This is a genomic window from Massilia sp. LjRoot122 (genome assembly GCF_964252725.1).
GTDB lineage: Bacteria > Pseudomonadota > Gammaproteobacteria > Burkholderiales > Burkholderiaceae_D > Telluria.
This window is the reverse complement of sequence record NZ_CAXUPB020000001.1, coordinates 60,755-82,751: the sequence shown is the minus strand read 5'-3', so window position 1 is coordinate 82,751 and position 21,997 is coordinate 60,755. Positions and strand designations below refer to the sequence as shown.

At 66.6% G+C, this 21,997-nt stretch carries 19 protein-coding genes and 1 pseudogene; 9 read left to right on the top strand and 11 right to left on the bottom strand.

What is annotated here, in order from left to right; genetic code table 11:
• Window positions 1–3: 3 nt before the first annotated feature.
• The 10 genes and pseudogenes from ACSQ25_RS00395 to ACSQ25_RS00350 form a co-directional block, all read right to left on the bottom strand.
• Window positions 4–942, bottom strand: a complete 939-nt coding sequence (locus tag ACSQ25_RS00395) for a polysaccharide deacetylase family protein (protein ID WP_436103750.1) — start codon at window positions 940–942, stop codon at window positions 4–6.
• 8 nt (window positions 943–950) lie between these two features.
• Entirely contained in the window at window positions 951–1,562 is a 612-nt protein-coding gene (locus ACSQ25_RS00390) for a M15 family metallopeptidase (protein WP_436103749.1), read from the bottom strand.
• A complete protein-coding gene (locus ACSQ25_RS00385; protein ID WP_436103748.1) occupies window positions 1,559–2,464 on the bottom strand; it encodes a LysR family transcriptional regulator in 906 nt (301 codons plus the stop codon). The genes ACSQ25_RS00390 and ACSQ25_RS00385 overlap by 4 nt, the downstream gene beginning before the upstream one ends.
• Before the next feature lie 331 nt (window positions 2,465–2,795).
• A pseudogene (locus ACSQ25_RS00380) lies at window positions 2,796–3,572 on the bottom strand (peptidoglycan recognition protein family protein); the annotation flags it as partial.
• A gap of 22 nt (window positions 3,573–3,594) precedes the next feature.
• Complete coding sequence (locus ACSQ25_RS00375) at window positions 3,595–4,527, bottom strand: N-acetylglucosamine kinase (protein WP_436103747.1); 933 nt, start codon at window positions 4,525–4,527, stop codon at window positions 3,595–3,597.
• A complete protein-coding gene (locus tag ACSQ25_RS00370; protein WP_436108003.1) occupies window positions 4,527–6,080 on the bottom strand; it encodes a glycoside hydrolase family 10 protein in 1,554 nt (517 codons plus the stop codon). Before ACSQ25_RS00370 ends, ACSQ25_RS00375 begins: the two co-directional genes overlap by 1 nt.
• A gap of 58 nt (window positions 6,081–6,138) precedes the next feature.
• The gene (locus tag ACSQ25_RS00365; protein ID WP_436103746.1) at window positions 6,139–7,281 is read right to left on the bottom strand and encodes an acyltransferase family protein; all 1,143 of its coding nucleotides are present in this window, start codon (window positions 7,279–7,281) and stop codon (window positions 6,139–6,141) included.
• A 5-nt stretch (window positions 7,282–7,286) separates the two neighbouring features.
• The gene (locus ACSQ25_RS00360) at window positions 7,287–8,567 is read right to left on the bottom strand and encodes an MFS transporter (protein ID WP_436103745.1); all 1,281 of its coding nucleotides are present in this window, start codon (window positions 8,565–8,567) and stop codon (window positions 7,287–7,289) included.
• A 52-nt stretch (window positions 8,568–8,619) separates the two neighbouring features.
• Window positions 8,620–9,498: an N-acetylmuramic acid 6-phosphate etherase gene (murQ, locus tag ACSQ25_RS00355; protein WP_436103744.1), complete on the bottom strand. Its 879-nt coding sequence runs from the start codon at window positions 9,496–9,498 to the stop codon at window positions 8,620–8,622.
• Window positions 9,499–9,596: 98 nt separating this feature from the next.
• A complete protein-coding gene (locus ACSQ25_RS00350; protein WP_436103743.1) occupies window positions 9,597–10,337 on the bottom strand; it encodes a GntR family transcriptional regulator in 741 nt (246 codons plus the stop codon).
• Window positions 10,338–10,550: 213 nt separating this feature from the next.
• Here ACSQ25_RS00350 and ACSQ25_RS00345 point away from each other — a divergent pair, with 213 nt between their 5' ends.
• Both ACSQ25_RS00345 and ACSQ25_RS00340 read left to right on the top strand, forming a co-directional pair.
• On the top strand, window positions 10,551–11,888 hold the full coding sequence (locus ACSQ25_RS00345; RefSeq protein WP_436103742.1) for a serine hydrolase domain-containing protein: 1,338 nt from the start codon (window positions 10,551–10,553) through the stop codon (window positions 11,886–11,888).
• Between the two features lie 109 nt (window positions 11,889–11,997).
• Window positions 11,998–13,266 carry a D-amino acid dehydrogenase gene (locus tag ACSQ25_RS00340; protein WP_436103741.1) on the top strand — a complete coding sequence of 423 codons (1,269 nt, stop codon included), beginning with the start codon at window positions 11,998–12,000 and terminating at the stop codon, window positions 13,264–13,266.
• Window positions 13,267–13,291: 25 nt separating this feature from the next.
• Here ACSQ25_RS00340 and ACSQ25_RS00335 read toward each other — a convergent pair whose 3' ends face one another.
• On the bottom strand, window positions 13,292–14,467 hold the full coding sequence (locus ACSQ25_RS00335; protein ID WP_436103740.1) for an AAA family ATPase: 1,176 nt from the start codon (window positions 14,465–14,467) through the stop codon (window positions 13,292–13,294).
• A 199-nt stretch (window positions 14,468–14,666) separates the two neighbouring features.
• On the opposite strand from ACSQ25_RS00335, the gene ACSQ25_RS00330 reads away from it, so the two are divergent.
• The 7 genes from ACSQ25_RS00330 to bioB are packed head-to-tail and all read left to right on the top strand — an operon-like array spanning window position 14,667 to window position 21,974.
• Window positions 14,667–15,107 carry a YchJ family protein gene (locus ACSQ25_RS00330; protein ID WP_436103739.1) on the top strand — a complete coding sequence of 147 codons (441 nt, stop codon included), beginning with the start codon at window positions 14,667–14,669 and terminating at the stop codon, window positions 15,105–15,107.
• Between the two features lie 31 nt (window positions 15,108–15,138).
• Window positions 15,139–16,746, top strand: coding sequence for a carboxyl transferase domain-containing protein (locus ACSQ25_RS00325; RefSeq protein WP_436103738.1), 1,608 nt, complete (start codon window positions 15,139–15,141; stop codon window positions 16,744–16,746).
• A 12-nt stretch (window positions 16,747–16,758) separates the two neighbouring features.
• Window positions 16,759–17,544: an enoyl-CoA hydratase/isomerase family protein gene (locus ACSQ25_RS00320; RefSeq protein ID WP_436103737.1), complete on the top strand. Its 786-nt coding sequence runs from the start codon at window positions 16,759–16,761 to the stop codon at window positions 17,542–17,544.
• A gap of 22 nt (window positions 17,545–17,566) precedes the next feature.
• Window positions 17,567–18,907 (top strand): adenosylmethionine--8-amino-7-oxononanoate transaminase, encoded by a 1,341-nt coding sequence (bioA, locus tag ACSQ25_RS00315; protein WP_436103736.1) that lies wholly within the window; start codon window positions 17,567–17,569, stop codon window positions 18,905–18,907.
• Between the two features lie 5 nt (window positions 18,908–18,912).
• Window positions 18,913–20,100 carry an 8-amino-7-oxononanoate synthase gene (bioF, locus tag ACSQ25_RS00310; RefSeq protein WP_436108002.1) on the top strand — a complete coding sequence of 396 codons (1,188 nt, stop codon included), beginning with the start codon at window positions 18,913–18,915 and terminating at the stop codon, window positions 20,098–20,100.
• Window positions 20,097–20,930, top strand: a complete 834-nt coding sequence (bioD, locus tag ACSQ25_RS00305) for a dethiobiotin synthase (RefSeq protein WP_436103735.1) — start codon at window positions 20,097–20,099, stop codon at window positions 20,928–20,930. The genes bioF and bioD overlap by 4 nt, the downstream gene beginning before the upstream one ends.
• 12 nt (window positions 20,931–20,942) lie before the next feature.
• Window positions 20,943–21,974 carry a biotin synthase BioB gene (bioB, locus tag ACSQ25_RS00300; RefSeq protein WP_436103734.1) on the top strand — a complete coding sequence of 344 codons (1,032 nt, stop codon included), beginning with the start codon at window positions 20,943–20,945 and terminating at the stop codon, window positions 21,972–21,974.
• The last annotated feature ends 23 nt before the right edge of the window (window positions 21,975–21,997 follow it).

Sequence of the window (21,997 nt, the reverse complement as noted above, 5' to 3'; positions counted from 1 at the left end):
CGCTCAGAGTCCCTGCCGCCTGAGCGCCTCGATCTCGAAGTCGCCGTCGTCCATCAGCCGCAGGCCGATGTCCTGCGTCGTCAAGCCCAGGCTGCGTCCCATTGAGATCAACAGGCTCTGGCCCGGCACCTTGCGCTGCGGTTCGAGCTGGTAGACCGGGTCGGCGAAGGCCTCGGCCGGGGTGACGATGGTCCAGCCCATCTCCTTGAACTGGCGGATCACGTCGTCCAGCCACAGCGCATTGATCAGGTTATGGTGCATCAGCATCATCTGCGGGATATCCCTGCCCTGCAGCCGCTGCGACAGGGCGCGGTAGGCCAGCGCACGCTGGCGGATGTGGGACAGGTAGGCCTGGCGGATCGGTTCAAGGTCCGCCTTCGGATTCTTCTCCAGCACCTCGACCAGTTTGTCGTTCAGGCGCCAGTCGCTGGTGTCGAGCGTGACGTAGGCATTGCGGTAGCCCTGCTCGCGCAGGAAAGCACGCATGCCCTCGCTCTTTTCCGGCGTGTTCCCTTCGCGCAGGTAGGTGAAGCGGAACCATTTCTGGTAGCCGGGCAGCGCCGATACGATGCGGTCGCAGTCGAGCACTTCCTGCTGGTATTGCGCCAGGGTGGTCGTGGCCTTGTTCAGGTCGGGGTGGGTCATGGTGTGGTTCGCCACCACGTGGCCCTGCCCGCCCCAGGCGCGCGCCAGCGCCAGCCCTTCGGGCTTGACGGCCCCGTTGGCGGCCGTGACGAACAGCGCGGCCTTCACCTTGTGCTTCGCCAGCGCCGCCAGCATCGCCTCATTGCGGGCCTGCGGCGTCAGGCGCGGGGTGGCGGCCAGGGTCGGACCGTCGTCGAAGCTCAGCGCCACCGATTGCGCATGCAGTTGCGGGGCCAGCACCAAACAGGCGGCGGCGAGGACGCCGTGCAGCCAGCGCAGGGGAAATGATGGCGTCATCGGCCCGGTCAGAGCACGCGGCGGTAAGTGGCGCGCACCAGTTCGCGGTCGCCGCAGTCGAAATGCCACCATTCGGTATTGATGCCGAAGAAGCCGGCCTCCAGCATCGCTTCGCGCAGCAGGCGGCGGTTGGCTACCTGGGCTTCGCTGAGCTCACCGCTCAGCAGGAAGCCCTCTTCCAGCGCCGGGTGCGACAAATTGGTCATGTCGTCGAAGCCGGTGCCCATGTCGAGCTCGCGGCCCTGCTCGTCCAGCAGGGTGATGTCGAGCGCCATGCCGTAGGAATGGATCGAGCCGCGCGCCGGGTTGGCCAGGTACATCTGCAGGCCGGTGCCATCGAGCGCATCCCACAGCTGCTGCTGCACGCGCTGCGGGCGCAGGGCGTCGAGCACCAGTGCGGTATAGCCGGGACGGCGTTGCTTCAGCCAGGCCACGACCTGTTCGAGGGCCGCAGCGGCGTCGCGGTGCAGCCAGGCGCAGTCGAAGGGCGAATACAGGTCGCGTCCGACGAAGTTGTTCGACGTCGCGTAGCGCAGGTCGATCGCGATACCGGCGATGCTGGTCAGATGGCGGAATTCGGGGCTGCCGGTGATCTCCTCGCTGGCGACAGTCAAGGTCATGAACAGGCTTTTTCCAGACAGGCGCGCGCGGTCGCGCCGATACAGTTGGCCAGCTCCCGCGCCCCGTGCGACAAGGGGGAATGGCTGGCGCTCAGCAAATACAGGTGCACCGGCATCGCGGGCGACCAAGTGCGGCACTGCACCTTGGCCGGGTCGGCCGAGGCGGCGGTGAACGGATCGAGCACGGCCACGCCGGCACCGGCTTCCACCAGCGAACGCGCGATCTGGTAGGTCTGCACCACGGTGTGGTAGACCGGCTGCACACCCTGCGCCTCGCAGGCCGCGACCACGATCTCGCCCAGCGGGTCGCCGTCGTTCAGGCCGATCAGCTCCCCGGTCAGGCCTTCGGCCGTGAAGGGTTTGGCGCGCTCTTCTTCGCTCCAGGTGCCGGCGGGCGCCATCACGGTCAGGTTGCCGTGCGCGATAGGCTCAGCCACGATGCCCGGGTGGCGCGGATCCTGCAGCGACAGCGCCAGGTCGGCTTCGCCCAGGCGCAGCGCGTTCACGATCTCGCTGGTGTGCTGGGTCGCCAGCTCGCAGCGCGCCTGCGGGAAGTCGCGGCGCCACACCGTCATCGCCTGCGGCAGCACGCTGATCGCGATGGTCGGCGTCGACACCAGGCGCACGGTCTCCACCGCGCGGCCCTTCAGGCTGGCCGCGAGGCGGCGGATGCCCTGCAGGTCGCGGTTCAGCTTCTCGGTCTCGGCGAACAGGCGGTGCGCCTCGGGCTTCGGATACAGCTTGCCGCGCACGCGCTCGAACAGCGGCATGCCCAGCTGCAGCTCGGCGTGCTGCAGGACTTTCGTCACAGCCGGCTGCGAGATGTGGAGAACCTGGGCGGCACCGCTGATGGTACCGACCTGCATGATGGCGTGGAAAACTTCGATATGGCGCAGGCGCATCGCTTAATCCTTCAATAGGGGCTCCGCGCGCACGGCGCGGATTTTCCGAAGGATACAGGGAAAACCCGGCTGCGGCGATGGGTCACGGCGTGTTCACAACGGCTGGGTTGGCGGGCGCAGCCGGCACCGGGGCCGGGACCGGCGGCGTGGCCGGGGTCGGCACCGGCGTCGGCACGGCCGGGTTCGGGAGCGGGAGCGGCACCGGCGCCGCCGGGGCGGGCGCAGTTTCCGGGACCACCGGGGCCGGCTCGGTCGCCGGCGGCAGCGGCGGCACCGGCGAGGTGGTCAACGGCGGCGGAATCACGGGCAGCGGCGCATTCGCCGGCGTGGTCAGCACCTCGAGCAGGGTCGCGGTTTCCGCATCCGGGTTGCCGGCGAAGTCGGCCGGGCGGTATTTCATCTGGAAGGCCTGCAGCACGGTGCGGGTCTGCGGGTCGAGCACCCCGGTCTGCTGGATGGCGTAGCCGTGGGTGGCCAGCTTGCGCTGGAACCAGAAGATGTCGGGCAGCACCGCGTCGAAGGCCGGCCGTACCAGGGCGACCCGGTTCGCATCCGGCCACAGCACCAGGCCTTCCTGTGCCAGGCGCGCCCATGGGAACAGCGGCCCCGGGTCCTGCTTGCGCTGCGGCGCGATGTCGCTGTGGCCGAGGACGTTCTCGGGCGCGATGCCGTGGCGCTGGACGATGTCCTTCAGCAGCGGGACCAGGACATCCATCTGGGCTTGCGGGAAGGGGTAGAACATGCGGCCGCCATCGGGCGTGGCGGTCCAGCCGGCGTTCACGATCTCGATGCCGATCGAGCTGTTGTTCAGCTGGGTGTAGTTCTTCCAGCTCGAGTTGCCGGCATGGTAGGCCGCGCGGTTCTCGTCGACCAAGCGGTAGATGAGCGGCTGGGCGCCGTCGGTGACCAGGTAGTGGGAACTCACCTGCTGCTCGGTCAGGATCTTGATCGAGGCCGGCGTATCGGACACGGTGTAATGCAGCACCAGGAAGCGTGCCCGGCTCGACTGGCCCTTGGCAGTGTAGGTAGTGTCGATCTTGGGGCCGATCGGGGCAGTGGTACAGCCTGCCAGCAGGGCGAGAATGACGGGGACGATCAGGTTTTTCATCGGCGTGAATGCAGGGTCTGGGTTAAAGGGTGGAGTGCTGTGGCTCGGCAGCCAGCCGCGCGGCAGCGTAGTGAGCGCGCACTCCGGTCTGGTTGAGCGTGGTTTCCGGCGGCAGCGCCGCGCGCATGGTCTCGACGATCAGCGGGTGCAGCTCGGCGGCGCGGCCGGCCAGGGCCACCGGGCGCGGGCCGAAACGGCTGACCAGCGCCTGCGCCAGCCGGGCCAGTTCACGGCCGGCTTCGCGCAGGATAGCAGCGGCGGCCGGATCGCGCTCGGCGGTCGCGGCGACCGCGATCGCCAGCTTGCCGACTTCGCCGCGTTCGCGGCCATAGATGAACTGGCGCGAGAACGACCAGTCCGAGCCGCCCACGTGCTGGAACACGGCGTGCGCCATCGGCGAGGCTTCCCAGGCGCCGGGACACTCGTCCTCGATGCGCCAGATATGGCGCAGTGCTTCGCGGGCGATCCAGAAGCCGCCGCCGCCGTCGTCCAGCACCACGCCGCGGCCGCCCGCACGATGAAAGCCCTTGTGTTCGTCGATGAAGGCGCCGATCGAGCCGGTGCCTGCGTACACGAGGTAGCCCTCGCCCGGCCTGAAGCTGGCGAGGTAGGCAATTTCGATGTCGTTGCTCAGCACCACCGCCTGCGGGTCGAGGCCAAGCAGCTCACCCAGGCAGCGCTGCAGGGGAGCGCCGTCGCCGCCGAAGCCGGTCAGGCCGGCGCGCACCGCCGCCGGTCGGCCATGGGCCAGCACGGCGCCGGCGATCGCAGCGAAGGTCGCCTGCACGGATTCGCGCCCCTCGGCGCTGCCCATCTGCAGGGCCGACAGGCCGCCTGCCGTGCCTTCGGCCACGATGCGGCCGCCGGGCGCCGCCAGGGCCCAGCGGGTCTGGGTGCCGCCGGCATCGATGCCGAGCCCCAGCTTGTCTTGCTCCAGTTCGTGCATGTTCAACATTATGACGGTTTGCGCCATGCCTGCACGCGCGCGCCTTCCTTGCCGAGGCGGTCCACCGCGCTCACCACCACCAGGTCGGCGGCGCCGAGCTTGGCGTCGTCCGGCACGGTCCAGTCCACGCGCGCGGCCGGCGCCACCGAGAAGCGCCATTCGCCGCCGTGGCGCGCCCAGATCGCGTACAGCATGGTCGCCTTGCCGGCCTTGAGCTTGAGCGCGACACCGTTCTTGCCGCGCACGGCGGAGACCTGTGGCGTGCCGGGGCCCGGGCTGGGCAGCCACGGGGTGGCCGGCACCAGGGCATCGCCCTGGTAGGTGGTGGCGCGCAGCTGGTCGCTGATGCCCTTGCGGTTCTGGGTCAGGGCGACCATGCTGAAGTGGACGTGGCCGGTCGCCAGCGGGCGCTGGCGCGTCAGCGCGATCTGGTCCACGATTTCTTTCGGCTCGTAGTTCAGGGTCGGCGGCGCTGCACCGATGCGGCTGGTGAACAGGCCCGGCCACATGTGGCGGCCCTGCGGGTTCTGCGAAATCCAGTAGTCGAGCAGCACCGGATAGGACTGGGCGGTCTGGGCGATCGGCCAGTACAGCTGCGGCACGAAGTAGTCGAGCCAGCCCTTTTCCAGCCACAGCTCGGCGTCCGCATACAGCTTGTCGTACTGCGAGAAGCCCGAGATGCCGGGCGGGCGGCGGTCCGGACGGCCCATGCCAAAGGGGCTGATGCCGAAGCGCACCCAGCTCTTCTCCTTGTGGATGCCCTTGTACATGGCTTCGATCAGGCGGTTGACGTTGTCACGGCGCCAGGACGGGCGATCGAGCTTGCCGCCGCCAGCCAGGTAGCGCTCCCAGGCCGGGCCGTCGGGAAAGTCGAGTTCCTTGGCCGCAGGCTTGCCGTTGCCGTCGAGCGCCTGGGCATTGCCCGCGACTTCCGGCGCCGCGATCGGGTAGGGGTAGAAGTAATCGTCGATGTGCACGCCGTCGATGTCGTAGCGGCGCACCACGTCGAGGATCACGTCCATGGTCTGCTTCGACGCGGCTTCTTCGCCCGGGTCCATCCACATGAACTTCCCGTAGCGTTTGACGGCGGACGGGATGGTGTTGGTGATGTGGTTGGGCGCGCTCGGCGAACGCGCGTTGTCGTGGCGCGCGCGGTAGGGATTGAACCAGGCGTGCAGCTCGAGGCCGCGCGCGTGCGCTTCCTTGATCCAGAAGGCGAGCGGGTCGTACATCGGCATCGGGGGCTTGCCCTGGGCGCCGGTCAGGTATTCGGTCCAGGGCTCGATCGGCGAGGGATAGATCGCATCGGCCGCCGGACGCACCTGCAGCACGATCGCGTTCAGCTTGAGGCTGACTGCGCGCTCGAGGATGGCGATGGCCTCCGCCTGCTGCTGGCCGCTCGGCAGGCCCGGCTTGCTCGGCCAGTCGATGTTGGCGACGGTCGATACCCAGGCGGCGCGGAATTCGCGCGGCGCCGGCGGCGGCAAGTCGGCTGCGCCGGGGGCGGTCGGCTGGGTGGTGCAGGCGCCGAGGAATCCGGCCAGCGCCAGCGCACCGCCCATGGCTCCCAGCGTGAACGCGCGTTTATTCAGGTCAGGCTTCAAGTCCTCTCCTTTGTTCTTAGACTTTGACGAACCACCGCTTGCGCCACATGCCGTAAGCAATCGCGAACATGCAGGCGTTGAAGAGGATGGCATATAACAGCGACGTATTGGCGGCGCCGATCGGCAGCGCCTTGATCGGCGCGTACAGCGTGCGGCCGAGCGAAAGCTGGCTGCCGTCGGGCTGCGCCAGCTTGATAAAACCGAGCATCTTGGCGACGAATCCGGAGAACGCGAAGATGAACAGCGCGTTCATGCCGTAGATGACGAAGGGCCTGGCCCAGACGGCGGCGCGTTCGCGCACGAGCGCATGAGGATTGGCGTCGAGCAGCCAGTAGAACACGCCGAAGGCCAGCAGCGCCCAGCCGGTCATCCACAGGCAGTAGGATACCGTCCACAGGCTTTTATTGATCGGCATGAGCAGCGCATCCAGGCTCGACCCCAGCGCCAGGAACACCAGGCCGGCGAACAGCATCCATGCCGTCTGTTCGATGCGCGGCAGCTGCGCCGCCAGCAGGCGCCCGGCGAGCACGCCGAACAGCTGGCTGCACAGGGCCGGGATGGTGCTCACCAGGCCTTCCGGGTCCCAGGTCTTGGATTGCACCCACATATGGCCGTCCAGGACCATGCGGTCGATGTACGCGCCGAAGTCCTGGCCCGGCTCGAGCACGCCGGCGCCGATGCCCGGCACCGGCACCCACAGCATCAGCACAGAATACAGCGCCAGCAGCGCCGCGATCACGGCCAGTTGCGCGCGCCAGCCCAGGTAGACGACCAGCGGCGCGGCCAGCAGCGTGCACAGGGCGATGCGCTGCAGGACGCCGGGGATGCGCACCGTCTCGACGTCGAAGCGCGGAATCAGGTTGAGCAGGAAGCCGATCAGGAAGATCAGGGCCGCGCGCTGCGCCAGCTTGAGCAGCAGGCGCGGCTTGTCGGCGCCGGCGGCGGCCAGGCGGCCGAGCGACAGCGTCATGGCGACGCCGCCGATGAACAGGAAGAAGGGGAAGATGCAGTCGGTGAAGGTCCAGCCATGCCATTTGGCGTGGGCCAGCTGCGCGTGCAGATTGCCCCAGTCGCCCGGATTATTCACGAGCACCATCGCGGCAATGGTGAAGCCGCGGAAGGCGTCGAGCGAGGTCAGGCGCACGGGTGCATCGCGCATTGCTGTTATTTTTTCCCGAATTCCGGGTCGATCTTCACGAGGGCGGCCATGATGAAGGCCGGGATGGTCGACAGACACGCCCAGACGAAGAAGTTCTTGTAGCCGAGGTATTCCTGCAGGTCGCCGCTCCACATCCCCGGCACCATCATGCCGAGGGCCATGAAGCCGGTGCAGATCGCGTAGTGGGCCGTCTTGTGCTCGCCTTCGCAGACCATGATCATGTACAGCATCATCGCGGTGAAGCCGAAGCCGTAGCCGAACTGCTCGATCGCCAGCGCGGCGCAGACCACGGCGAAGCTGGTCGGCTGGGTCTGCGACAGGTAGACGAAGACCAGGTCCGGGAGGTGGATCGCGACCACCATCACCCACAGGCAGCGTTTCAGGCCCAGGCGCGAGATCAGGTAGCCGCCGGCCAGGCCGCCCATGGTCAGGAACGCGATGCCGATGGTGCCGTAGGCGATGCCGTACTGCTCGGTGGTGAGGCCCAGGCCGCCCACGGCCAGCGGGTCTTTCAGGAAGGGCGCGACCAGCTTCAGGAGCTGGGCTTCGCCCAGGCGGAAGGTCAGGATGAAACCGAGGATCAGCCAGATGTCGCGCTTGCGGAAGAACAGCACGAAGGTGGTGAAGAAGTCGCGCAGCGGGTTGCTGCTGCCCCTCACCGCGTGGTCGCTGTCCGGCTTGGGCAGGATCATCCCGTGCCACAGGAAGGCCAGGAAGAACAGGCCGGCCAGCACGAAGAACACGATGGCCCAGGCCTGGTTGACGCTGCCCAGGCGGGTGGCCAGGTAACCGGCCAGCACCACCAGCGGGCCCTGCACCGACAAGGTGGCCAGGCGGTAGAAGGTGGAGCGCACGCCCACGAAAGCGGCCTGCTGCTGCTGGCGCAGGCCGAGCATGTAGAAGCCGTCGGCCGAGATGTCATGGGTGGCGGAACTGAAGGCCATCAGCCACATCACGGCAAGGCTGGCCACGAAAAAGTTGGGCAGCTGCAGGGACAGGCCGACCGCCACCAGCGAGGCCGCGACGCCCAGCTGCAGCAGCACGGTCCAGCGGCGCTTGGTGCCGAACATGTCGACCACCGGCGACCACAGGGGCTTGATCACCCAGGGCAGGTACAGCAGGCTGGTATAGAAGGCGATGTCGGAGTTCGACACGCCCATGTCCTTGTACATGATGACGGACAGGCTCATCACCACCACGTAGGGGATGGCCTGCGCAAAGTACAGGGACGGGATCCAGGACCACGGGTTGCTGGAAGACGAATTCTTGGCGAGCGAAGTCTGCATAGGTCTTTCGTGGTCGGCCGGCGGGGCGCACACCGCGTGCGCCGGGCTGGAATTACGCGATGGCGTCGCGCACGCTGCCGCGCGCCGCCGCCAGGAGGGCTTGCGCCTGCTCGACACTGGTTTGTTTGATCAGGGCCACGATCGCCGTCTTGACGTGGAAGCCGCACTGTTCCAGCACCGCCTGCGCGGCCGCTTCGTCGGCGCCGGTGGCGAAACTGGTCAGCCGGATGGCGCGTCGCACCAGCTTGGCATTGGTAGCGCGGAAGTCTACCATCAGGTTGCCGTAAACCTTGTTCAAACGCACCATCAGTCCGCTGGAGAAGGTGTTCAGCGCGATCTTTTGCGAGGTGCCGGCCTTCAGGCGGGTGGAGCCGGAAATCGCTTCCGGTCCGGTATCGAGGGTAATGCCGATCTCGGCTTCGCTGGCGACGGGGGCGTCGGCGTTGTTGGAAAAGCCGATGGTCAGCGCACCCACCGTGCGCGCATGGCGCAGCGCACCCAGTACATACGGGGTGAAACCCGACGCGGCCAGCAGCAGCACCACGTCGTCCGGTCCCACGTTCACGCTCTTCAGGTCGGCGGCGCCCTGGTCATGGTCGTCCTCGGCGCCTTCGACCGCGACGAACATCGCCTCGGCGCCACCGGCCAGCAGCGCCACCGCGCGGCCGTGCGGCCACGAGAAGGTCGGGTTCAGCTCGACGCTGTCCAGCACCCCCAGGCGGCCGGAAGTGCCGGCGCCGACGTAGACCAGCCGGCCGCCCGCTTCCATGCGCGGCAGGGCTGCGGTGATCGCGGCGGCGATGCGCGGTGCGGCGGCGCGGACCGCGTCGACGGCCTTGACCTGGTCGTCGACGAATACGTGTACCAGTTCCGTGGTCGGGTATTGGTCGAGGGTCGCGTGGTCCTGGGCCGGGGTTTCGGTTTTCAGCATTGCCGTGTCTTCTAGATGCGGAGTGATCGATAAAACCAGTGTAATACCAATTGCGATGGGCGGCCCATGAAAGCTGCGCCCTTCATCATGCCGAAAAGTTATGCTGGACGGCGCAATTCAGCGACGAAGTCGTAATGGTCGCTCAAGCAATAAGAGTGCGTCAGCTCCACCGGCTCGCCCGATTCCAGGTAGCCGACCCGCGTGATGAACAGGACCGCACGGCCTTCGGGCACGTCGAGGCGCGCCGCCAGTTCGGCGGAGGCGTTCATCGCGCGCAGGTGCTGCAGTGCGCGCACCGGCATGTGCCCGGTCTTGGCCAGGTGGGCATACAGCGAGCCGCCCACGTTGTCGGGGCGCGGCAGCACGGTGGCCGGAATCACGCTGACTTCATAGGCCATCACCACCCCGTCGGCCAGGCGCAGGCGCTCGAGGCGCGCCACGCGGGTATTCGGCGACAGGCCCAGCGACAGCTGTTCGTCGGCGTCGGCCAGCATGAGCTCGCGGCGCAGCCAGTGGCTGCTGGGCGTATAGCCGCGCTGCTGGAGCTGCTCGGAAAAGCTCGACAGGTCGGACAGCGGCTGCTCGATGCGCGGCGCGATGTAATTACCGGAGCCGCGCCGGCGTACCACCAGGCCCTGGTCGACCAGCTGGTCGATCGCCTTGCGCGCGGTGACGCGCGAGACGTCGAGCTGCTCGGACAGCGTGCGTTCGGAGGGCAGGGCCTGGTCGGCCTGGTAGCGGCCGTCGCGCACGTCTTGCGCGAGCTTGCGCGCCAGCTGCATGTACAGCGGCGAGTTGTCGGTCAGGTCGACCTGGAAAGTTGGGCTGCTTGTCGTCATCGGCGTCATCGGGGGCTTGTACAAAGTGTAACGGCAAGCTTCGTCCCCGGCACGGCGCGGTCCATGAAAAAGCTTTGTATATGCATTCTCCTGGCTTATGAGCATACCACTTGATACCAATATAAAAGGGTTATGCCAAGGCGACGGCTATTCATTTGGCAATCCTTCCTGTCACTCCGTATGCTCGTCCAGAGACAAATAAAGGAGACCGGAATGAACGAGCGCAGGCGAAGCTTGCTGGGTGTGGCCCTGCTGGGCGCGGTCGAGCCCCTGTTCGCAGCCCCGCCGTCTTCCGGCGCCCCGGCTGGTGCGCGCCAAGCGCTCGACGCCGAGCTGGCCGCCATCGCGAACGACCCGGACATGCAGCTGGCCAGCCTGTCGGTGCTGGCGATCCGCGCCGGACAGCCGGTGTACCAGCAAGCCTTCGGACGCCGTTTCATCGGCAGCCCTGACCGCCCTGCCACGCCGGACACGCTGTACCGCATCGCCTCGATTTCCAAGATGATGACGACGCTGGGCCTGATGCGCCTGGTGGAAGGGGGCCGCGCCGAGCTCGACGCCGACGTCTCGACCTACCTCGGCTACAGCGTGCGCAATCCGCATTTCCCGCAGCGCCCGGTCACGCTGCGCCACCTGCTGACCCACACCTCGTCGCTGCGCGACGACGCCGGCTATTCCTGGCAGCTGCCGGTGTCGCTGAAGGACGTGCTGGTGCCGGGCGGCGCGCTCTACGGCGACGGCAAGATGTGGTCCGACCGCGCCGGTCCGGGCAATTACTTCACCTACTGTAACCTGGCCTGGGGCGTGATCGGCACCGTCATGGAGCGCATCGCCGGCGAGCGTTTCGACCTGCTGATGGAGCGCCTGCTGTTCCAGCCGCTCGGCATCCAGGCCGGCTACAGCCCGGCGGGCCTCGCGCCCGCGGCACTCGGCAATCTCGCCACCCTGTACCGCAAGCGCACGGTCGACACCGAGATCTGGAACGCGGCTGGACCATGGATTGCCCAGGTGGACGACTACAGCGCCAAGCCGCCGGTCCTGCCGGTGGGGACAGCCACTGCGGCCCCAGGCAGCAATGCCACTCCCTTCAGCCCGACCGGCGGCCTGCGCATCTCGGCGCCGTCCATGGGTGTCGTGATGCGCATGCTGATGAACGGCGGCGTCCATGGGAACACCCGCCTGTTCCAGCGCGCCACGCTCGAGCGCATGTTGACGCGCCAGTGGACCAACGACGGCAAGAATGGCGACACGCTGAACGGCCTGTACCAGGCTTGGGGGCTCGGCAACCAGCACTTCCCCGACCGTCCCGGCATGGGGCTGGTCGACGGCGGCGGCTTCGAAGGCGTCGGCCACCTGGGCGAAGCCTATGGCCTGCGTTCGGTCTTCGCCGCCGACCTCGCGCGCGGCAACGGCATGGTGGTGCTGACCGGCGGCAGTTCGGCCGACCCGGAGCAGCAGCAGGGACGCTATTCGGCCATGGCGCGCTACGAGGAACGCATCCTCACGGCCCTCCACCGCCAGGCCATCCTCGGCCAACGGGGGGCAACATGATATCAATGTGTGCATATACCCCGGTTATGGCGCTTGGCGCGACTTTCATTGGCCCTCGTCCGGCCCAGCGCCTAAGCTCAACGACCAAGTTCAACAAGAAGAGTGCAGGATGCAGCAGCAAGTAGTTCAAGCTCGTCAACCGAAAGAACAAGTCCTCGTCATCGGTGGCGGCGTGGTCGGCCTGACCTCGGCCTGGTGGCTGGCGGAAGCCGGCTTCCGCGTCAGTCTGCTGGAACGGGCGCCGGAAGTCGGCAGCGGGTCAAGCTACGGCAACGGCGGGCAGCTCAGCTACCGCTACGTGTCGCCCCTGGCCGACGAGGGCGTGCCGCTGAAGGCCCTGCAATGGATGTTCCAGGACACCGGTCCCCTGCATTTCCGCCCCGAAGCCGACCTGCGCCAGTACCGCTGGCTGGCCAGCTTCCTGGCGCACTGCCGCGCCGACGTCAACCGCAAGACCACGGCCAAGCTGCTGGAACTGGGTGAATTGTCGCGCCAGGGCATGAAGCAGCTCGAAGTCACGGTCCCACTGGACGAATTCGAATGGCGCGACGCCGGCAAGCTGGTGGTCTACCGCTCGCGCGACGTATTCGAAAAGGCGGCCGGCAAGGCCGGCGCCGGCGAGATCTGGTCGGCCGCGGAATGCGCCGCGCGCGAACCTTCGCTGGCCGCGGCCGAGCCGCTGCTGGCCGGCGGTATCTACAACAGCGGCGAAGCGGTGGCCGACTGCCATGCCTTCTGCCTGGCGCTGGCCGCGCGCCTGCGCGAGCATCCGCGCTTCGACGGCTTCGTCCATGGCGAGGCGCGCCGCCTGCTGGCCGACAAGGGCCGCATCACCGGGGTCGAAACCGACACCGGCACCATCCAGGCCGACAGCTACGTGCTGGCGGCCGGCATCCAGAGCCGCAGCCTGTCGGATACGGTCGGCATCACCCTGCCGCTCTATCCGCTCAAGGGTTACAGCCTGACCGCCCCGATCCGTGCCGACGACGTGGCGCCGGAAATCAGCGTCACCGACTTCGAACGCAAGGTGCTGTATGCCCGCATCGGCAACAAGCTGCGGGTGGCGGCCATGGTCGATATGGTGGGGGAAGACCTGAGCCACAATCCGAAACGCGTGGAGGGCCTGACCCGCCAGGTGAAGGAAACCATGCCGCGCGCGGCCGACTATTCGAAGCTCTCGGTCTGGGCCGGCCTGCGCCCCGCCACCCCGAGCAGCGCCCCGATCATCGGCGCCACGCCCTACGGCAACCTGTGGCTGAACGTGGGCCACGGTCCGCTCGGCTTCACTTTCGCCTGCGGCAGCGCCAGCCTGCTGGCGGGGGCGATGCGGGGGGAGGCGCCGCCGTTTGCGTTGGATGGACTGACCCTGCGCAGCTAAAAATCAGCTCATACCGGTCGCACACTCAGCCAAGGCTGGCCAGATTACGGATCAAGTAATCATTGAACATTGGTACAGTGAACGCGATGTCGCCATGAGAGGGGCTATAAATCATCCCTTTGCTGATGATCTGTGCACGCCGTGGACCAAGGCTCTGCGCAGTTTCACCAAGCGCATCTGCAACGTCGGACGAACGATATGGACCGTTGCCCAACTTCGCCATCGCAATCACGTACTCTCGTTCCTTTGGCGTAAGGCGGTCGAAGCGCACCTTAAAAAATCCTTCGTCCAGACGCTTGAGCGTTGCTGCTTCGGCTTGCCTTGCATCGTCCAAGGTAATGGTATTGCCAATGGCTAGGTTCCAGGACTGATGACCCCATTCTTGAAGGAAGTATGGATAGCCCCTGGTCTTGTGGAAAATTTCAGCGAGGGCGTCGTTATCGATGGCCGCCCCTTCCTCATTGACAGGCTGGCGGATTGCGGCCTTGGCATCGGCTTCCGGCAATGCACCGACATCCGGGTAGTGGAATAGCCTCTCCGCATACGATTTAGCTTCTCCCGACAGTGCTGCAACTTGGGGAAGTCCGGCACCAAAGAATAGGACAGGCAGGCCGGCCTGATTGATCTTGTGCAGTGATACGATGAGTGCAGCCAGATCTTTTTGACTCAAGTATTGAACTTCATCGATCAGGAGCGTCCAAGCCTTCCCGGCAGCCTTGGCAGCCTCGCCAACACGCATAAATAACTCGGGAAGATCATTTTCCAGATCCCCGCTGTCGGCCACACCTACTTCGGGCTCAACCGCAATGGCGACGTCGCCGTATTCAAATTTAAATACCGAGGCAAACGATCTGAGTGCCCGCATCGCATCGTAGGCCTTGGCCTTTGCGTGGTCGGTCAACGACAGCTTGCGCAATACCTGATGCACGCGTGGCAACAACTGTTCACCCAAGGATTTATTCTCAGGTGCTTCGATCATAGAAGTCAGGTGGCCCCGTTCTCTGGCCATAGTGTCGACCGCATTCAGGAGAACGGTCTTACCCACGCCCCGTAAGCCGAGGAACATTTGGGAGCGGCTTGATTTACAAAGTATGGCCCGCTCGATCGCAACACGCGCATCTTCGATAATTGCTTGTCGACCTGCAAGTTCTGGAGGTTGACTACCTGCGCCAGGGGCAAAAGGGTTTCTTACGGGATCCATAGGGAGCTCTATATAGGGATTTCTAACAAAGTATAAGCCATTGAACTTATACTTTGTTAGATTTGTTTAGATCTTGGTAGTAGCAGTATTTTTACTGTGTTACCACGGACTTATCATCTGCACCTCCCAGGTGAGCAAGTCTGTTAACTTATGCTTGTCCGGACCATGGCTGCAGAAAAATTCGCGGATAATGGCGGCCATGTCCAAAACGACCACCTTCGAAGCCTGTCCCTGCGGCGGGCCGTCGCTGGCCGCCTGCTGTGGCCCTTTCATCGCCGGCGAAGCGCTGCCGCCCACGGCCGAGGCCCTGATGCGCTCGCGCTACACTGCGTATGCGCTCAAGAATGAGCCTTATCTGCTGGCAACATGGCATCCGACCACCCGCCCGGCAGAGTCCATCATTGATGAGAAAGAACCCATCCGCTGGCTCGGCCTTGAGATAAAATCTGCTTTACGTTTACGTCAACGTAAAGTAAATTCACCGGACGATCCAGACAGCGACACCGTCGAATTCGTCGCCCGCTTCAAGGTGGGCGGACGGGCGCACCGGCTGCACGAAGTCAGCCGCTTCCTGCGCGAGCCCGATCCCGAGACCGGGGCGCCGCGCTGGTATTACCTAGACGGCAGTTTCCCTGAATAAATACAGAACAGCAGAGACATAGAGGACGGCAATGCCCCAGATCGAGAGCAAACTCAACCCGCGCGGTGAAGACTTCAAGGCCAATGCCGCGGCCATGCAGGCCATCGTCGACGATTTGCGCGCCAAGGTGGCCCAGATGGCCCAGGGCGGCGGCGAGGCCGCGAGCGCCAAGCACGTCGCGCGCGGCAAGCTGCTGCCGCGCGACCGCGTGCAGATGCTGCTCGACCCGGGCACGCCCTTCCTCGAGTTCTCCCAGCTGGCCGCCTACGACATGTATGAGGGCGCAGCGCCGGCCGCCGGCATCATCACCGGCATCGGCCGCGTCGCCGGCCAGGAAGTCGTGATCGTCTGTAACGACGCCACGGTCAAGGGCGGCACCTATTACCCGATGACGGTCAAGAAGCACCTGCGCGCCCAGGAGATCGCCGAGCAGAACCACCTGCCCTGCATCTACCTGGTCGACTCGGGCGGCGCCAACCTGCCGAACCAGGACGACGTGTTCCCGGACCGCGACCACTTCGGCCGCATTTTCTACAACCAGGCCAACCTGTCCGCCAAGGGCATCCCGCAGATCGCGGTGGTGATGGGTTCCTGCACGGCCGGCGGCGCCTACGTGCCGGCGATGAGCGACGAATCGATCATCGTCAAGGAACAGGGCACCATCTTCCTGGGCGGCCCGCCGCTGGTGAAGGCGGCGACCGGCGAAGTGGTCACGGCTGAAGACCTGGGCGGCGGCGACGTCCACACCCGCCTGTCGGGCGTGGCCGACCACCTGGCCCAGAACGATTTACATGCGCTGTCGCTGGCGCGCACCATCGTGTCGAACCTGAACCGGGTCAAGCCGGTGCAGGGCGCGCTGCGCGAAAGCGTCGAGCCCAAATATGCACCGGAAGAACTGTACGGCGTGATCCCGGTCGATACCCGCAAGCCCTTCGACGTGCGCGAAGTGATCGCGCGCGTGGTCGACGGCAGCGAATTCGACGAGTTCAAGGCGCGCTACGGCACGACGCTGGTGTGCGGCTTTGCCCATATCTACGGCATGAAGGTCGGCATCATCGCTAACAACGGCATCCTGTTCTCGGAGTCGGCGCTGAAGGGCGCCCATTTCATCGAGCTGTGCTGCCAGCGCAAGATCCCGCTGGTCTTCCTGCAGAACATCACCGGCTTCATGGTCGGCCGCAAGTACGAAAACGAGGGCATCGCCCGCAATGGCGCCAAGATGGTGACCGCGGTCGCCACCGCCTCGGTGCCGAAGTTCACCGTCATCATCGGCGGCTCCTTCGGCGCGGGTAACTACGGCATGTGCGGCCGCGCCTTCTCGCCGCGCTTCCTGTGGATGTGGCCGAACGCGCGCATCTCGGTGATGGGCGGCGACCAGGCGGCATCCGTGCTGGCCACGGTCAAGCGCGACGGCATCGAAGGCAAGGGCGGCCAGTGGTCGGCGGAGGAAGAAGCCGCCTTCAAGCAGCCGATCAAGGAACAGTACGAGCACCAGGGCCACCCCTACTATGCCAGCGCGCGCCTGTGGGACGACGGCGTCATCGATCCGGCCGATACCCGCACCGTGCTGGGTCTCGGTTTGTCGGCCGCGCTCAACGCGCCGATCGAAGACACGAAGTTCGGCGTGTTCCGGATGTAAGGAGGAGACGACATGGAATATCAGACCCTCACCGTCTCGATCGACGACAAGGTGGCCGCCGTCACCCTGAACCGTCCCGACCTGCGCAACGCCTTCAACGAGCACGCCATCGCCGAACTGGCGCTGGCCTTCGACGAACTGGGACGCCACGAGGGTGTGCGCGCCATCGTGCTGGCCGCCAACGGCCCGGCCTTCTGCGCCGGCGCGGACCTGAACTGGATGAAGAAGATGGCCGGCTACTCGCACAGCGAGAACCAGCAGGACGCCGCGCGCCTGGCCGACATGCTGCGCACCATCTACCTGTGCCCGAAACCCACCGTCGCCAAGGTACAGGGCGACTGCTACGCCGGTGGCATGGGCCTGGTGGCGGCCTGCGACATCGTGGTCGCCAGCGCGGTGGCGCACTTCTGCCTGTCCGAGGTGAAGCTGGGCCTGATCCCGGCCACCATCTCGCCCTATGTCATCAAGGCCATGGGCGAACAGGCCTCGCGCCGCTACTTCCTCACCGCCGAGCGCTTCGACGCCCAGGAGGCCCGCCGGATCGGCTTCGCGCATGAAGTGGTCGCCGCCGAGGCGCTGGATGCCACCGTGGCCGGCATCGTGAAGTCGCTGGTGACGAACAGCCCGAATGCCGTGCGCGAGGCCAAGAAGCTGGTGCGCGAGGTGGTGGGCCAGCAGGTCGACGACGCACTGCTGGCGGATACCGCGAACCGCATTGCCGAAATCCGCGCCTCGCTGGAGGGCCGCGAAGGCGTGGCGTCCTTCCTCGAGAAGCGCAAGCCGACCTGGCTGAATTAAATAGTATTGGATTGGATTGATTGTGAAGCAGCAGACCTCTTCCGACTGGATCGCACGCAGCCTGCGCAGCGTGTGGCACCCGTGCACCCAGATGCAGCACCACGAAGAGGTGCCGCTGATCGCGGTCAGCCACGGCAAGGGCCCGTGGCTGTACGACCACGAAGGCCGCCGCTACCTGGACGGCATCAGCTCCTGGTGGGTCAACCTGTTCGGCCACGCGAACCCGCGCATCAATGCGGCGCTGAAGGACCAGCTGGACAAGCTGGAACACGCGATGCTGGCCGGCTTCACCCATGAGCCGGTGATCGAACTGTCGGAAAAACTCGCCGCCCTCACCGGCCACAACCTGGGCCATGCCTTCTACGCCTCGGACGGCGCCTCGGCGGTCGAGATCGCGATGAAGATGAGCTTCCACGCCTGGCGCAACGCCGGCTACCCGGGCAAGCAGGAATTCGTCTGCCTGCAGGGCAGCTACCACGGCGAGACCATCGGCGCGCTCGCCGTCACCGACGTTCCGCTGTTCAAGGATGCCTACGGCCCGCTGCTGCGCGCCTCCCACGTGGTGCCGGCACCGGATGCGCGCACGGCCAGGGAAGGCGAATCGGTCCAGGACGTGGCACGCCGTGCCATCCAGGACGTGCGCACCCTGTTCGAGGAACGCGGCGACAAGATCGCGGCCATCATCGTCGAGCCGCTGGTGCAGTGCGCCACCGGCATGGCGATGTACGACCCGCTCTACCTGGAACTGCTGCGCAAGCTGTGCGACGAGCACCACGTGCACCTGATCGCCGACGAGATCGCGGTCGGCTGCGGCCGCACCGGCACCTTCTTCGCCTGCGAGCAGGCGGCCATCTGGCCTGACTTCCTGTGCCTGTCGAAAGGCATCAGCGGCGGCTACCTGCCGCTCTCGCTGGTGCTCAGCAGCGACGCAATCTACCAGGCCTTCTACAGCGAAGACATCACGCGCGGCTTCCTGCACTCGCACTCCTACACCGGCAATCCGCTGGCCTGCCGCGCGGCGCTGGCCACGCTCGCCATCTTCGAGGAAGACGACGTCCTGAACCGCAACCGCGAGCTGGCCACCAAGCTGACCATCGCACTGGCCCCGCTGGCCGAGCACGAGCGCAGCACCCACTTCCGCCAGCGCGGCATGATCTTCGCGTTCGACGCGGTGGAACCCGATCCGGCGCGCGCCTCGACCTTTGCACGCCGCTTCTTCACCACGGCGGTGGAAAACGAATTGCTGCTGCGCCCGATCGGCCGCACGGTCTACCTGATGCCGCCCTACGTGCTGGACGACGAAGAGGTCGCCGGCATCGCCGCGCGCACGCAGAAGGTCTTCGAATCGGTGATCGCGGCGTGAGTACCATGGACCTGATCAAGGGCATCGACCGCAAGCTCGACGCCATCGCGGCGCAAAGCCTGACGCGCCGCCTGCGCGTGGCCGACAGCCCCTGCGCGCCGCGCCAGGTGGTGGATGGCCGCCCGCTGCTGGCCTTCTGCAGCAACGACTACCTCGGCCTGGCCTCGCACCCTGCCGTCGTCAACGCCTTGCAGGAAGGCGCGGCGCGCTACGGCGCCGGCAGCGGCGCCTCGCACCTGGTCAGTGGCCACAGCCGCGCACACGCGCTGCTGGAAGAACGCTTCGGCGAGTGGCTGTCCCCCTACATCGAGCAGGCGCGTGCCTTGTACCTGTGCACCGGCTACATGGCCAACCTCGCGGTGCTGACCGCGCTGGGCGCCGATGCCGATGCGATGATCTTCTCGGAAGCGCTGAACCATGCCTCACTGATCGACGGCGCGCGCCTGGCCAAGGCCGGCGTGACGGTCTACCCGCACGGCGACGTCGAGGCCCTGGAACAGCAGCTGCAGGCCAGCACGGCGGGCACCAGAATCGTCGTGACCGACAGCGTGTTCAGCATGGACGGCAACCTCGCCCCGCTGCCGCAACTTCTCGCTCTGTGCGAGCGCCACGGCGCCTGGCTGGTGGTGGACGACGCCCACGGCTTCGGCGTGCTGGGCGACACCGGCCGCGGCGCGCTGGAACATTTCAAGCTGCGCTCGCCGAACCTGGTCTATATCGGCACGCTCGGCAAGGCGGCCGGCGTGGGCGGCGCCTTCATTGCGGCCCATGCCAGCGTGATCGAGCTGCTGGTGCAGCGTGCCCGCCCCTATATCTACACCACGGCCGCACCGCCGGCGCTGGCGCATGCGCTGCAGGCCAGCCTCGACATCATCGGCGGCGCGGAAGGTGCGCAGCGCCGCGCCCACCTGGCCGCGCTGGTGGACCACCTGCAGGATGCGTTGCGTCCACAGCGCTGGCAGCTGCTGGCATCAAGCACCGCGATCCAGCCGCTCATCATCGGCAGCAACGAGGACGCGCTGCGCGCCGCCGCCGCCCTGCACGAACAGGGACTGTGGGTGCCGGCCATCCGTCCGCCCACCGTGGCGCCCGGAACGGCGCGCCTGCGCGTGACCTTGTCGGCGGCGCACACCCACGACGAGGTGGCGCAGCTGGCGCGCGCGCTGAATGCACTGGAAAGGACCACAGCATGAAGAACCTGAACGAACCCGACCAGCCGCTGGCGCTGACGCCGGCCGTCGCTGTCCCGATGCCTGCCACGGCGGGCGCCGCGGTCGCGGAGCCGAAGCCGGAAGCCCAGACCTTCGACAGCGTGCCGGCGCGCTTCTGCTGCTTCGTCACCGGCACCGATACCGAGATCGGCAAGACCCTGGTGTCGGCCGCCATCCTGCACAAGCTGGCGGCAAGCGGACGCCGCGCCTGCGGCATGAAGCCGGTGGCGGCCGGCGCCGAGCTGGTTGACGGCGAGCTGCATAACGAGGACGCCGACATGCTGCGCGCCGCCGGCAACGTGCACCTGCCATCCAGCATCACGACGCCCTTCATGCTGAAGGAACCGGCCGCGCCGCACATCGCGGCCGCACTCGAAGGCGTGCGCATCGAACCGGTGCCGATCCTGGCCGCCTACACCGAAGTCCATGCGGCTTCGGACGCCGTCGTGGTCGAAGGCGTGGGCGGTTTCCGCGTGCCCTTCAACGAGGATTTCGACAGCGCCGACCTGGCGATGCAACTCAACCTGCCGGTGATCCTGGTGGTGGGCCTGCGCCTGGGCTGCATCAGCCATGCCCTCCTGACCGTGGAGGCGATCGTGGCGCGCGGCCTGGTGCTGGCCGGCTGGGTCGCCAACACGGTCGACCCGAACATGCGCTTCATGCGCGAAAACATCGACGCGCTGGAACAACGCATTCCGGCGCCGCTGCTGGGCCACGTGCCCCGCCTGGAGCACCCGACGGCGCAAGCCGCCGCCGAATATATCGATCTCGCGGGACTGCCAGGCTGGCATTCCCCGCGCGTCCAGACCTAGAAGGAAACCAAGATGTCCCAAACCAATACCGTCGCTCTCCACCGTCCTGTCGCCATCAAGCAGGCGGACAACGCCACCTGGCCGCTGGCCGACGTGCTGGCCCTGTTCGAGCTGCCCTTCAATGAACTGATGCACCGCGCGCAAACCGCGCACCGCGCCAACTTCCCGGACGGCGACGTCGAGCTGGCCACCCTGCTGTCGATCAAGACCGGCGGCTGCGAAGAGGACTGCGGCTACTGCCCGCAGGCCGCGCGCTACGACACCGGCGTCGAAGCCAAGAAGATCCTCGACCTCGACACCGTGCTGGACGCGGCGCGCGAAGCCAAGGCGAATGGCGCGACCCGCTTCTGCATGGGCGCCGCCTGGCGCAGCCCGAAGGAGCGCGACATGGAGAAGGTCGAAACCATGGTGCGCGAAGTGAAGGCGCTCGGCATGGAAACCTGCGCCACCCTGGGCATGCTGGAAGAAGGCCAGGCCGAACAGCTGAAGAAGGCGGGCCTGGACTACTACAACCACAACATCGATACCGCGCCCGACTTCTACAACAACGTGATCTCGACCCGCGAGTACCAGGACCGGCTGGACACCCTGGGCCGCGTGCGCAGCGCCGGCCTGAAGGTCTGCTGCGGCGGCATCGTGGGCATGGGCGAGACGCGCGAGCAGCGCGCCGGCCTGATTGCCCAGCTGGCCAACCTGAATCCGTATCCGGAATCGGTGCCGGTCAACCACCTGGTGCAGGTCGAAGGCACGCCGCTGCACGGCATCGAAAAGCTCGACCCGATCGAATTCGTGCGCACCATCGCCGTGGCCCGCATCACCATGCCGCAGGCGCGCGTGCGACTGTCCGCCGGCCGCCGCGAACTGGGCGAAGCCGTGCAGGCGATGTGCTTCATGGCCGGCGCCAACTCGATCTTCTACGGCGACAAGCTGCTCACCACCGGCAACCCGGAAGCGGACGACGACCGCGTGCTGCTCGAGAAGCTGGGCCTCAAGACCCGCGCGGCAACGCTGGAATCTGCGCCGAAGGCTGCCTGCGGCTGCTAAGCATGTGAGGGCGGCCGGGGAGA